Source organism: Enterobacter cloacae complex sp. P29RS (genome assembly GCF_014893445.1).
Lineage (GTDB): Bacteria > Pseudomonadota > Gammaproteobacteria > Enterobacterales > Enterobacteriaceae > Enterobacter > Enterobacter intestinihominis.
The window spans coordinates 55,050-68,254 of sequence record NZ_JADBPZ010000003.1; the positions used below are offsets into that span (position 1 = coordinate 55,050).

The 13,205-nt window shown below is 51.8% G+C and carries 14 protein-coding genes; 13 read left to right on the forward strand and 1 reads right to left on the reverse strand.

Annotated elements, in window-relative coordinates:
- Nucleotides 1-2 precede the first annotated feature (2 nt).
- The 13 genes from hflC (at nucleotide 3) to IM282_RS03165 (ending at nucleotide 11,736) form a co-directional block, all read left to right on the forward strand.
- Entirely contained in the window at nucleotides 3-1,007 is a 1,005-nt protein-coding gene (gene hflC / locus IM282_RS03105) for a protease modulator HflC (protein WP_022646821.1), read from the forward strand.
- Nucleotides 1,008-1,078: 71 nt separating this feature from the next.
- A complete protein-coding gene (locus IM282_RS03110) occupies nucleotides 1,079-1,276 on the forward strand; it encodes a DUF2065 domain-containing protein (RefSeq protein WP_003855996.1) in 198 nt (65 codons plus the stop codon).
- A gap of 104 nt (nucleotides 1,277-1,380) precedes the next feature.
- The gene (locus IM282_RS03115) at nucleotides 1,381-2,679 is read left to right on the forward strand and encodes an adenylosuccinate synthase (RefSeq protein ID WP_192970159.1); all 1,299 of its coding nucleotides are present in this window, start codon (nucleotides 1,381-1,383) and stop codon (nucleotides 2,677-2,679) included.
- Nucleotides 2,680-2,871: 192 nt separating this feature from the next.
- A complete protein-coding gene (gene nsrR / locus IM282_RS03120; protein WP_003855998.1) occupies nucleotides 2,872-3,297 on the forward strand; it encodes a nitric oxide-sensing transcriptional repressor NsrR in 426 nt (141 codons plus the stop codon).
- Nucleotides 3,298-3,335: 38 nt separating this feature from the next.
- Nucleotides 3,336-5,777, forward strand: a complete 2,442-nt coding sequence (gene rnr, locus IM282_RS03125; RefSeq protein WP_023299135.1) for a ribonuclease R — start codon at nucleotides 3,336-3,338, stop codon at nucleotides 5,775-5,777.
- 64 nt (nucleotides 5,778-5,841) lie between these two features.
- Complete coding sequence (gene rlmB, locus IM282_RS03130; RefSeq protein ID WP_063855344.1) at nucleotides 5,842-6,573, forward strand: 23S rRNA (guanosine(2251)-2'-O)-methyltransferase RlmB; 732 nt, start codon at nucleotides 5,842-5,844, stop codon at nucleotides 6,571-6,573.
- 125 nt (nucleotides 6,574-6,698) lie between these two features.
- Nucleotides 6,699-7,100 carry a YjfI family protein gene (locus tag IM282_RS03135; RefSeq protein ID WP_048966069.1) on the forward strand — a complete coding sequence of 134 codons (402 nt, stop codon included), beginning with the start codon at nucleotides 6,699-6,701 and terminating at the stop codon, nucleotides 7,098-7,100.
- 16 nt (nucleotides 7,101-7,116) lie between these two features.
- Nucleotides 7,117-7,815: a PspA/IM30 family protein gene (locus IM282_RS03140; protein WP_192970110.1), complete on the forward strand. Its 699-nt coding sequence runs from the start codon at nucleotides 7,117-7,119 to the stop codon at nucleotides 7,813-7,815.
- A complete protein-coding gene (locus IM282_RS03145; RefSeq protein ID WP_048966067.1) occupies nucleotides 7,815-8,900 on the forward strand; it encodes a potassium channel family protein in 1,086 nt (361 codons plus the stop codon). Before IM282_RS03140 ends, IM282_RS03145 begins: the two co-directional genes overlap by 1 nt.
- Nucleotides 8,881-9,534, forward strand: coding sequence for a DUF2491 family protein (locus IM282_RS03150; protein ID WP_192970111.1), 654 nt, complete (start codon nucleotides 8,881-8,883; stop codon nucleotides 9,532-9,534). Before IM282_RS03145 ends, IM282_RS03150 begins: the two co-directional genes overlap by 20 nt.
- A 19-nt stretch (nucleotides 9,535-9,553) precedes the next feature.
- The gene (locus tag IM282_RS03155) at nucleotides 9,554-9,946 is read left to right on the forward strand and encodes a DUF350 domain-containing protein (protein WP_047052621.1); all 393 of its coding nucleotides are present in this window, start codon (nucleotides 9,554-9,556) and stop codon (nucleotides 9,944-9,946) included.
- Between the two features lie 9 nt (nucleotides 9,947-9,955).
- Entirely contained in the window at nucleotides 9,956-10,570 is a 615-nt protein-coding gene (locus tag IM282_RS03160) for a DUF1190 domain-containing protein (RefSeq protein ID WP_074126402.1), read from the forward strand.
- 2 nt (nucleotides 10,571-10,572) lie between these two features.
- On the forward strand, nucleotides 10,573-11,736 hold the full coding sequence (locus IM282_RS03165) for a glutathionylspermidine synthase family protein (RefSeq protein WP_192970112.1): 1,164 nt from the start codon (nucleotides 10,573-10,575) through the stop codon (nucleotides 11,734-11,736).
- Between the two features lie 33 nt (nucleotides 11,737-11,769).
- Here IM282_RS03165 and IM282_RS03170 read toward each other — a convergent pair whose 3' ends face one another.
- Nucleotides 11,770-13,044, reverse strand: a complete 1,275-nt coding sequence (locus tag IM282_RS03170) for an MFS transporter (RefSeq protein ID WP_023299137.1) — start codon at nucleotides 13,042-13,044, stop codon at nucleotides 11,770-11,772.
- Between the last annotated feature and the right edge of the window lie 161 nt (nucleotides 13,045-13,205).

The following is a 13,205-nucleotide window of genomic DNA, read 5'->3' on the forward strand; positions in this document are numbered from 1 at the left end:
GGATGCGTAAGTCAGTTATTGCGATCATCATCATCGCACTGGTCGTGCTCTACACCTCCATCTTTGTGGTGAAAGAGGGCGAACGTGGGATCAAGTTCCAGTTTAGCAGCGTCGTGCGTGACGGCGACAAGCGTCCGGTGATCTACGAGCCGGGTCTGCACTTCAAGGTGCCTTTCATTCAGTCAGTCAAAACGCTCGACGCACGTATCCAGACCATGGATAACCAGGCCGACCGTTTCGTGACTAAAGAGAAGAAAGACCTGATCGTTGATTCCTACATCAAATGGCGTATCAGCGACTTCAGCCGCTACTTCCTGGCAACCGGCGGTGGTGATGTTTCTCAGGCAGAAGTGCTGCTGAAACGTAAGTTCTCTGACCGTCTGCGTTCTGAAATTGGTCGTCTGGATGTAAAAGACATCGTGACCGACTCCCGTGGTCGTCTGACACTGGAAGTGCGTGATGCGTTGAACTCAGGTACAGCGGGTACCGAAGACGAAGTGGAAACACCGGCAGCGGATGACGCGATTGCCAAAGCGGCTGAACGCGTTCAGGCTGAAACCAACGGTAAAGTACCGGTGATCAACCCGAACAGTATGGCTGCACTGGGTATCGAAGTGGTTGACGTGCGTATCAAGCAGATCAACCTGCCAGCGGAGGTGTCCGAGGCGATCTACAACCGTATGCGCGCCGAGCGTGAAGCGGTAGCCCGTCGTCACCGTTCACAGGGTCAGGAAGAGGCCGAGAAACTGCGTGCCGCAGCGGACTACGAAGTGACCAAGACGCTGGCGGAATCTGAGCGTCAGGGCCGTATCCTGCGTGGTGAAGGCGATGCCGAAGCCGCGAAGCTGTTTGCCGATGCCTTCAGCCAGGATCCCGACTTCTACGCCTTTATCCGTAGCCTGCGTGCTTACGAGAATAGCTTCCAGAGCAACCAGGATGTGATGGTACTCAGCCCGGACAGCGATTTCTTCCGTTATATGAAGACGCCGACTAACGCAACGCGATAAACTCAGGCTCGTTTGAGTATTCAAACCACCGCTCTTCACGGAGCGGTGGTTTTCTTTTATAAGGATGAAAAATGAATTCAACGATCTGGCTCGCACTGGCTTTGGTTTTGGTGCTGGAAGGCCTCGGCCCGATGCTCTATCCACGCGCATGGCGACGGATGATCGCGACAATGAGCCAACTTCCGGACAATATTTTGCGTCGTTTTGGTGGTGGACTTGTGGTTGCCGGTATCGTTATCTACTACATGTTGAGGAAAACGATTGGCTGATCAAAAACTAACCGCAATCGGCATATTTTAGGGTCAAAAAGTGCTGTATATCTGAAAAAGCGATGGTAGAATCCATTTTTAAGCAAACGGTGATTTTGAAAAAAATGGGTAACAACGTCGTCGTACTGGGCACCCAATGGGGTGACGAAGGTAAAGGGAAGATTGTCGATCTTCTGACTGAACGGGCTAAATATGTTGTACGCTACCAGGGCGGTCACAACGCAGGCCATACTCTCGTAATCAACGGTGAAAAAACCGTCCTCCATCTTATTCCATCAGGCATTCTTCGCGAAAACGTCACCAGCATCATCGGTAACGGCGTTGTGCTGTCTCCAGCTGCGCTGATGAAAGAGATGAAAGGTCTGGAAGACCGTGGTATCCCTGTCCGTGAGCGTCTGCTGCTCTCCGAAGCCTGCCCGCTGATCCTGGACTATCATGTGGCGCTGGACGTGGCGCGTGAAAAAGCGCGTGGCGCGAAAGCGATCGGCACTACCGGTCGTGGCATCGGCCCGGCATACGAAGATAAAGTGGCTCGTCGCGGTCTGCGCGTGGGCGACCTCTTCGACAAAGCGACCTTCGCTGAAAAACTGAAAGAAGTGATGGAATATCACAACTTCCAGCTGGTGAATTTCTATAAAGCCGAAGCCGTTGACTACCAGAAAGTGCTGGATGACGTCATGGCGATTGCTGACATTCTCACCGGCATGGTTGTTGATGTGTCCGATCTGCTGGACCAGGCGCGCAAGCGTGGCGATTTCGTCATGTTTGAAGGTGCGCAGGGTACCCTGCTGGACATCGACCACGGTACCTATCCGTACGTAACGTCCTCTAACACCACCGCGGGTGGCGTGGCAACCGGCTCCGGCCTGGGCCCACGTTATGTGGATTACGTTCTGGGCATCATCAAAGCGTACTCCACTCGCGTGGGTGCGGGTCCATTCCCGACCGAGCTGTTTGATGAAACCGGCGAGTTCCTCTGCAAGCAGGGTAACGAGTTTGGCGCAACCACCGGTCGTCGTCGTCGTACCGGCTGGCTGGACGCCGTTGCCGTGCGTCGTGCTGTGCAGATCAACTCCCTGTCTGGCTTCTGCCTGACCAAGCTGGACGTACTGGACGGCCTGAAAGAAGTGAAAATCTGCGTGGGCTATCGTCTGCCAGATGGTCGCGAAGTGACTACCACTCCGCTGGCCGCTGACGACTGGGAAGGCCTTGAGCCAATCTACGAAACCATGCCGGGCTGGTCTGAGACCACCTTCGGTGTGAAAGAACGTAGTGGCCTGCCAAAAGCTGCGCTGGACTACATTAAGCGTATTGAAGAACTGACCGAAGTGCCGATCGATATTATTTCTACCGGCCCGGATCGTACTGAAACGATGATCCTGCGCGACCCGTTCGACGCATAATCTTCGTGACTGCTGGCCTGCGGGGAAACCCGTAGGCCGGATAAGCGCAGCGCCATCCGGCGACCGCTCCTGGATCTCCGCTTTTTCGCCCCGTCTGTCAAATAAATTAGCCGCTAACTATCTGGCTGGTTTATCATCATTAATGAATATCTCTGCGGTTTGACCGCGTTTTCCCTTTTTCCTGAGGTTGATGTGCAGTTAACAAGTTTCACCGATTACGGCTTACGCGCGCTGATTTACATGGCGTCGTTACCCGATGGGAAGATGACCAGCATCTCTGAAGTCACAGAGGTGTACGGTGTGTCCCGTAATCATATGGTCAAAATAATCAATCAACTTAGTCGTGCCGGATACGTTGCTGCCGTCCGCGGGAAGAATGGAGGGATCCGTCTCGGTAAACCGGCACAGAGTATCCGTATCGGCGATGTGGTACGTGAACTGGAGCCGCTATCTCTGGTGAACTGTAGCAGTGCGTTTTGCCACATTACGCCCGCTTGCCGCCTGAAACAGGCGCTTTCAAAGGCCGTGCAAAGTTTTCTCAAGGAACTGGATAACTACACGCTGGCCGATTTGGTTGAAGAGAATCAACCGCTTTATAAATTATTGCTGGTGGAATGAAGAAAATTTCCACCGGAGCTGACAACGGAGGAACCGACATGTCACAAGATCCTTTCCAGGAACGCGAAGCCGAAAAATACGCGAATCCTATCCCCAGCCGCGAGTTCATCATTGAACACTTAACAAAACGCGAAAAACCCGCCAATCGTGAAGAACTTGCCGTTGAATTAAACATTGAGGGTGAAGAGCAAATTGAAGCCCTTCGCCGCCGCCTGCGCGCCATGGAGCGCGACGGCCAGCTGGTCTTTACTCGTCGCCAGTGCTACGCGCTGCCAGAACGCCTCGACCTGCTGAAAGGCACCGTTATTGGTCATCGCGATGGCTTCGGCTTCCTGCGCGTGGAAGGCCGTAAAGACGACCTGTACCTCTCATCCGAACAGATGAAGATGTGTATTCACGGCGACCAGATCCTGGCGCAGCCGCTGGGTGCAGATCGTAAAGGCCGCCGCGAAGCGCGCGTGGTCCGCGTGCTGGTGCCGAAAACCAGCCAGATTGTAGGCCGTTACTTTACCGATGCGGGCGTAGGCTTTGTGGTGCCGGACGACAGCCGTCTGAGCTTCGACATTCTCATCCCGCCTGAAGAGGTGATGGGCGCACGCATGGGCTTTGTGGTAGTGGTTGAACTTACCCAGCGCCCGACCCGCCGTACCAAAGCGGTAGGTAAAATCGTCGAAGTGCTGGGCGATAACATGGGCACCGGCATGGCCGTTGATATGGCGCTGCGCACCCATGAAATTCCTTACGTCTGGCCGAAAGCGGTTGAAGACCAGATCGAAAACCTGCGTGAAGAAGTGCCGGAAGAGTCCAAAGCAGGCCGCGTGGATCTGCGCGATCTGCCGCTGGTCACCATTGATGGTGAAGACGCCCGTGACTTCGATGATGCCGTGTACTGTGAGAAAAAACGCGGTGGCGGCTGGCGTCTGTGGGTGGCTATCGCGGATGTGAGTTATTACGTACGTCCACACACGCCGCTGGATAACGAAGCGCGCAGCCGCGGTACGTCGGTCTACTTCCCGTCGCAGGTTGTACCGATGCTGCCAGAAGTGCTCTCTAACGGCCTGTGTTCCCTCAACCCGCAGGTGGACCGCCTGTGTATGGTCTGCGAAATGACCATCTCCAGCAAGGGACGTCTGACGGGCTATAAGTTCTACGAAGCGGTGATGAGTTCTCATGCGCGCCTGACCTATACCAAGGTCTGGCATATGTTGCAGGGCGATCAGGATCTTCGCGAACAGTACGCGCCGCTGGTCAAACACATCGAAGAGCTGCACAACCTCTACAAAACGCTGGATCAGGCGCGCGAAGAGCGCGGTGGGATCTCGTTTGAGAGTGAAGAGGCGAAATTCATCTTTAACGCTGAGCGTCGTATCGAGCGAATCGAGCAGACTCAGCGTAACGATGCGCACAAGCTGATTGAAGAGTGTATGATCCTGGCGAACATCTCGGCGGCACGTTTCGTTGAGAAAGCCAAAGAGCCTGCTCTGTTCCGTATTCACGATAAGCCAACCACGGAAGCCGTAACCTCGTTCCGTTCCGTGCTGGCCGAACTCGGCCTGGAACTGCCTGGCGGCAATAAGCCTGAGCCACGCGATTATGCCGAGCTGCTGGAATCCATCAGCGATCGTCCTGACGCGGAAATGCTGCAAACCATGCTGCTGCGTTCCATGAAGCAGGCGATTTACGATCCGGAAAACCGGGGCCACTTTGGTCTGGCGTTACAGTCGTATGCGCACTTTACCTCGCCGATTCGCCGTTATCCGGATCTGTCCCTGCACCGTGCGATCAAGTATCTGCTGGCGCACGAGCAAGGTCACAAAGGCAATACGACCGAAACCGGTGGGTATCACTACTCCATGGAAGAGATGCTGCAACTGGGCCAGCACTGTTCCATGACCGAGCGTCGTGCGGATGAAGCAACGCGCGACGTGGCGGACTGGCTGAAGTGTGACTTTATGCTGGATCAGGTGGGTAACGTCTTTAAAGGTGTGATTGCCAGCGTCACCGGCTTTGGCTTCTTCGTACGTCTGGATGAGCTGTTTATCGACGGTCTGGTGCACGTTTCCAGCCTTGATAACGATTACTACCGCTTCGACCAGGTCGGACAACGTCTGATCGGTGAATCCGGCGGTCAGACCTACCGTCTGGGCGATCGGGTGGAAGTGAAGGTTGAAGCCGTGAATATGGACGACCGTAAAATCGACTTCAGCCTCATCTCCAGCGAACGTGCTCCGCGTAACGTCGGGAAAACCGAGCGTGAGAAAGCGAAAAAAGGCGGCAACGGTAAAGCGGGCGGCAAGCGACGTCAGGCAGGTAAAAGAGTAAACTTTGAGCCAGACAGCGCCTTCCGTGGCGAGAAGCAGCAGAAGCCCAAGGCGGCGAAAAAAGACGCTCGTAAAGCGAAAAAACCGTCGACCAAGACCCAAAAAATAGCGGCCGCAACCAAAGCGAAGCGCGCGGCGAAGAAACAGCAGGCGGAGTAATTTCCCCTCACCCTGACCCTCTCCCCAACGGGGAGAGGGACAATATTTATTACGAGAACCATCAATGAGTGAAATGATTTACGGCATCCACGCGGTGCAGGCCCTGCTGGAGCGCGCGCCGGAGCGTTTTCAGGAAGTTTTTATTCTGAAAGGGCGTGAAGACAAACGTCTGATGCCGCTGATCCACGCGCTGGAAGCGCAGGGCGTCGTGATCCAGCTGGCGAACCGTCAGTATCTGGATGAGAAAAGCGAAGGTGCTGTACACCAGGGCATTATCGCGCGCGTGAAGCCGGGCCGTCAGTATCAAGAGAACGATCTGCCGGATCTGATCGCTGAGCTGGATAACCCGTTCTTCCTGATCCTCGATGGCGTAACCGACCCGCACAACCTGGGCGCGTGCCTGCGTAGCGCCGATGCAGCAGGCGTGCATGCGGTAATTGTGCCAAGAGATCGTTCCGCGCAGCTTAACGCTACCGCTAAAAAAGTGGCCTGCGGCGCGGCGGAAAACGTTCCGCTGATCCGTGTGACTAACCTGGCGCGCACCATGCGTCTGTTGCAGGAAGAAAATATCTGGATCGTCGGCACAGCCGGTGAAGCGGATCACACCCTTTATCAGAGCAAAATGACCGGCCGCATGGCGCTGGTGATGGGGGCAGAAGGTGAAGGCATGCGTCGCCTGACCCGCGAGCACTGCGATGAGCTGATCAGCATTCCGATGGCGGGCAGCGTGTCGTCCCTGAATGTTTCTGTTGCGACGGGTATCTGCCTGTTTGAAGCGGTGCGTCAGCGTAGCTAACGAGTAAACTATAAAAAAAAGCCACCCACTTCGGGTGGCTTTTTTTATGTCCTGGCTGGTAATATAACGGCCGAAGTGATTTCAGCTTTTATAAATATCTTTAAAACTAATACATGGATGAAATTATGAGATGGTCTCTCTCATCGCTTGCCGATGAATTGTCGCGCCGGCGCGATATTTATATTGATTTAAAAAATAACAATGATGTACTTATTATAAAAATGAATGAATATGGCGATTTGCCATTAAGTATTTTTATTACATCCCAGCAAATTATCATTGAAACCTATATTTGTCCTGTTAATGACATTAAGCGCCAGGCTGACTTCAATCTCTTCTTATTACGTAATCAAAAAATGCTTCCCTTATCGTCTGTTGGAATTTCGCAAATTCAACATGATGAATATTATGTCGCTTTTGGTGCCTTATCCATAAGTTCTTCTCTTGAGGATATTATTCTGGAAATCACAACCCTTGCGGAGAATGCGCTGGATTTGGCTGAGCTTACACAAGAATTTATAAATTAACAGGTAAGGGAAAGGTATGGGCATCTTGAAGAATCTTTTTACACTGGGTAAATCACTACTCAATCAGGCCGATGAAGCGATAGAAGAAGCGCAGGGCGTTCGGATGCTGGAGCAGCACATCCGGGATGCAAAAGCTGAGCTTGATAAAGCAGGCAAATCCCGGGTTGATCTGCTTGCCCGGGTAAAGCTCAGTAATGACAAGCTTTCCGAGTTGCGGGAGCGGAAGCAATATCTTGAGTCACGAGCGATAGAGGGAATGAGCAAGAATATTGATGCTGCGCTGTTAAACGAGGTTGCAGAGGAAATCGCCCGACTTGAGAATACCATTACTCGTGAAGCACAGGTTTTGGAGTCTCTTGAAACCTCAAGAAATAATATTGAAAAAGCCGTAGCTATTACTTCACAACGTATTAATCAGTTTGAACAGCAGCTGGAGGTTGTTAAAGCCACGGAAGCCATGCAGCGGGCGCAACAGGCCGTGACGACGTCAACGGTCGGAGCAACATCGAACGTAACGACGGCCGCAGAGTCTTTAAAAAGACTTCAGACGCGTCAGGCTGAACGTCAGGCCAGACTGGATGCGGCAGCGCAACTGGAAAAAGTGGCGGATGGACGTGAGCTTGAAGAGAAACTCGCGCAGGCAGGCGTGGGTACCACAGGTACAAGCTCCGCACAGGCGGTTCTTGAACGGTTAAAACTTACGCAGGCTCCGTAATGTTTCTCTCCTGGGTCGTGAATGTTTGCAGGCAACATTTATTCCGGCTTACCTGGACAGCGTTGCTGTGCTTGTTTGCCGGGCATTATTTGCTTTGCTTTATTGTCTTTCGTTGGCTGGGAGAGACGACCCTCATTGGCCGGATAAGTGATTTTGTTTATTACAGCTCAGTGGTTGGGGCGACGATTGGCTTTGGCGATTTGAGTCCTCAGAGCGAAGCAGGGAAGTTGTTCACAGCGCTCTGGCAAATCCCCATTGGCGTTGGCCTTTTCGGCGCGCTGATGGGCAAAATCATTGCATTGGTGCAGGAATTATTAGCTAAAGGAATAGCAGGAATGGGCGATTTTCATTCTCTACGTAATCATGTTTTGGTGATTGGCTGGCGTGGTCATCAGACAGAGAAAATGATCTCATTGCTGCTTTATGATGAGCAGCGGGTTTTTAGTCGCGTAGTGTTGTGTGAGCAGCAGGATATAGCGCATCCTTTATCCGATAATTTATATGTCGATTTTCTCAAAGTAAGTAACTACAGCGATCCGAAAGAGCAAAAACGGATGGGGTTAGTAAATTGTTCATGTGTAGTCATTTTTGCCAGCACCGATGAACAAACCTTTACGGCCACACTCTCGCTGGTAAATGATGCGCCAGCGCATTGCCATATCGTTGCTTATCTTGAGGATGAACGCTACGCAAGCTTACTGGAGACCCATTGCCCGACAATTGAGATTGTTCGCAATCTTTCAGCCGAACAGCTTTCCCGTTCGATCCAGGATCCTGGCTCTTCACAATCCGTAGCATCAATCATGAACCCGATGCTGGGTGATACAGGTTACGCGCTAATGGTACCCACATCGGTTTCCTGTATTCCTTATGGTGCGTTAATGCATTACATGAAACTGCAACATGATGCGACGGTGCTGGGGATTAGCCACTGTAAAAATGGTCGTGGTATGGAGCTTAACCCTGTGATCTCCACAGAGGTTAGAGGAGGAATGTGGTTGCATTTAATCGGCAATAGTCGCATTTCGTCGAATGAGGTGTGCTGGCAGAACATAGGGAAAAGTCATGCGGAACTTATTTTTTAATTTATTTAATAAAACACCTCAGCCAGTGAAGCGTGGCCCATTGGGATTACATCAACGTGCGGCGTTTACACTTGATACGCTGACATTTCGCCTGTCCGCCCGTTTTTTGACTCAACTACCAGCAGAGGAATATACCATTGCAGCTAGCAGCGTGATTGAAGCTGGCGCGGTTTGTCGTATTTATCGTTATTACACGTCTGGCGATGAGTTTTTGCAGATAAATACTACTGGTGGTATGGAAAGGGAAAATATTGATGATATTAAGCTTTTTATTTATCAGGATAGCTTTGGTATTACGTCGGAGAAACAATGGCAAAAAGAGATCGGTGCAGCTTTAATTGGCAGACCCAGTCTGCAATGGAATGAACGAGACTGGACAAGAATATTTAACGAGAATGAGGAGGGGAACGTTGAGCCGGTTTACCTGCTGGAACACGTTGAAAATAACCAGAACGAAAAATGGGATGTGCATAATTTCATGATGGCCTATCAGAGGGAGGCGACTGCCGATCTGTATGAGTACCTTTTGCTTACTGGCGAAGAGACATTTTGTGATAATAGCGAGCCAGAGTGGATCTTTTCGTATGCCGTAGGTGTGGATATTCCACTCACTTCGCTAAACATTGTTGGTTAACTTTCTGAGGGTGTAAACCATGCTGGGTTCATTATTTGCTTTTCTTTCTTACTTCTTAACCGGTCTGGCGATGACCGTCATATTCTTATTCATCTACTCAAGAATAACGTCACATGATGAATGGAAACTGATTAAAGAAAATAACCTGGCGGCGGCGGCAGCATTCAGTGGCACGCTATTGGGGTATGTGATTCCTCTGTCCAGCGCTGCCGTAAACTCGGTTAGCATGCCGGATTACCTGATATGGGGATGCGTTGCGTTAGTCGTACAGTTACTGGTGTATGGCTGCGTACGCATTTATATGCCAAACATCAGTGAAAAAATCGTTAACCGCCACTACGCCGCAGGTTTATTTATGGGGATGGCAGCACTGGCTGGCGGGATCTTAAATGCTGCCTGCATGACATGGTAATAAATGAACATGGCTAAAAAGAAAAAAACACGGAAGTCTAATCCGATTCGATCTGCATCAGGAAGCCAAAATGCAGCGTTCCGCTCTTCACCCTCAAAGCGCAAAAGCGGGAAGTATTTGACGCTGGCAATTATGGGCGGTGCAGCATTTATCGCCCTGAAGGGGTGCGATAGTTCGGCTGATGATAATGACGGTGATGGCGTGTTTTACGCATCGCCGCAAGCGTGCGTTGACGATGGCAATAGCGCTCAGGTTTGCAGCGATGCATGGAACAATGCGAAAGCTAAATTTGAAGCAGATATGCCGAAAAAAATGTCCAGGGAAGACTGTATACGTCAATTCGAGAACTGCTATTACGACAATATCGAAAATAGCTGGATACCGGTTCTGTCAGGATTCTTACTTAATAAAAAAGTCAGAGAAGACGCTGATGAAGGGTACAGGTATACAAGCGGAGGTTCATTTTACTCTTCCCGTCCTGTGTGGCGGAGTTCTTCATCCTATGTCTGGCACTCCGGTAAGCAGGCCAGTAGTCAAATGGGCTATACAACAAAACGCGTATCAACCATTTCTCGTGGTGGATATGGGCGCTCATCCAGTGCGCGTGGAAGCTGGGGGGGATAATTATGTTACGTCATGACGTCCCTGTTCGTCCGGGGCTGGACAAAATTGCCCACGACCATGGTTTTCATTTTCATATCATCGACGATGAAATTTACTGGGATGAAAGCCGAGCCTATCGTTTTACGTTACAGCAAATTGAAGAACGAATAGAAAAACCCACGGCTGAACTCCATCAAATGTGTCTGGATGTGGTGGATCGTGCGGTAAAAAGTGAAGAACTGATGAGGCAGCTGGCCATCCCGCCGCTTTACTGGGATGCCATTGCGGAAAGCTGGGACAGCCAGGATCCTTCACTGTATGGCCGTATGGACTTTGTCTGGACTGAAGAAGGTCGCGTCAAACTGCTGGAATACAATGCCGACACGCCGACGTCCTTGTATGAGTCAGCCTACTTTCAGTGGCAATGGATGGAAGACGCTCGTCGCTCCGGGATCATTCCGCGAGACGCCGATCAGTTTAATTCCATTCAGGATAAGCTTGTTGCTCGCTTTGAAGAATTAGCCACCGATATTCCACTTTACTTCTGCTGCTGCAAAGAGAGTGAGGAGGATCGCGGCACGCTTCTTTATCTGGAAGATTGTGCCGTCCAGGCCGGGGTGAACACCCGCTTTATCTATATGGATGATATTGGCCTGGGCACCGGCGGATTTTTAACGGACATTGACGATAACGTGATCCGCCGTGCGTTTAAGCTCTACCCTCTGGAGTGGATGATGCGTGATGAAAATGGTCCACTTCTCTGCGCGAGAAGAGAGCAGTGGTTAGAGCCGCTCTGGAAAAGCATCATTAGTAATAAGGGTATTTTGCCCCTCTTGTGGCGCTTTTTTACGGGCCATCCCTACCTTCTTCCTGCGTGGTTTGAGAATGAGTTAACGTCGATTCCAAAAGGCGTTCCGATAGTTCGTAAGCCCTTGTTTTCGCGGGAAGGGGGAAATGTGACTATTTTCGACGCGCAGCGCAATATCATTGAGAGTGAAGCAGGGGATTATGCAAACGAACCTATGATTTATCAGGGTTTCCAGGCGTTACCGCGTTTTGGCAACAGCTATACCTTGATAGGAAGTTGGGTGATCGATGATGAACCTGCGGGAATCGGTATTCGTGAAGACGGATCGTTGATCACGAAAGATACTTCGCGTTTTATCCCGCACTATATAGCGGGTTAATTTGAGCTGGGGTGAAAACCCCAGCTCTGAGGTTCACTCCTCCAGAGACCGTAAATGGTCATCCTTCCTCAACGTCATCAGCGCGAAAATACTCACCACCGCCGTTGCCATCACGTAGTACGCCGGAATATCCAGATTGCCCGTCTCTTTAATCAGCCCGGTAATGATCAGCCCCGCACAGCCCGAGAAGATCGCATTCGACAGAGAATAGGCCAGCCCCAGCCCGGTATAACGCACGCGCGTCGGGAACATCTCAGACAGCATTGCCGGCCCCGGCCCTGCCAGCATCCCAACCAAACCCCCCGCAATCAACACCACAATCGCTTTGACAGCCAACGTGCTGGACTCCGCCTGCAAAATTTTCAGCAGCGGCAGGGCGAGGATCAGCAGGAGCACGGTGGCGATAATCATCACCGTCCGCCGCCCGATCCTGTCGCTCAGTATGCCCGACGGAATGATCGTGAGCGCAAACCCAATGTTAGAAATCACCGCAATCAGCAGCGCCTGGTTAAAACCGGTGTGCAGCGCAGATTGCAGATAGGTCGGCATAATCACCAGATAGGTATAACCCGCCGCAGACCAGACCATCACGCGACCAATGCCCATCAGAATGGTTTTGAACGTGGCGGCGGTGCTGGCCTGAGTAACAACCGGTTTTTCCCGTTGCTGCACAAAGCTCGGTGTCTCTTCCATGCTTACCCGCAGCCATAGCGCGACCGCACCCATCGGCAACGCCAGGAAGAACGGAATGCGCCAGCCCCAGTCGTGCAAGGCTTCAGGGGAGAGAAGGGCAGAGAGCAACGCGACAATGCCTGCGCCTGCTAACAGCCCTAGCGCCACGGTGAAGGACTGCCATGCCCCGTAAAGACCGCGCTTGCCGCGCGGGGCGAACTCCGTCATCAACGAGACCGCGCCGCCATACTCACCGCCCGCAAACAGTCCTTGCAGAATACGCAGGAGTGTAACGATCAGCGGCGCGGCAATCCCGATACTGGCGTAGACCGGCACAATACCGATGGCAGCGGTGGCGAGCGTCATCAATACCAGCACAATAATCAGCGTCGGTTTACGGCCAATCCTGTCGCCAATGCGGCCAAAGACCACCGCACCCAGCGGGCGGAAGAAGAAAGCGATGGCGAATGAGGCCCAGGTGAGGATCAGGCTGGTGAGCTCCGCTTCCCCCTCAAGCTGGAAGAAGTTTCTGGCAATCACCGTTGCCAGAAAACCATAGACCGCAAATTCATACCACTCGATGAAATTACCGATGGAGCCTGCAATTAATGCACGCTTGTGCGCATCCTGTTGCATAACGATTCTCACAAAAACGGGGTAAGAATAAATTATTCAGCATTAGTTAAGTAAGGAAATAGTTTATTCTTATGTTCTGTGAGCTATTTCACGAATGATATCAACACGATCGTCATCGTGTGACCCCCCTCCCATGCAGCGTTCATGCCCTCTGTCCATAC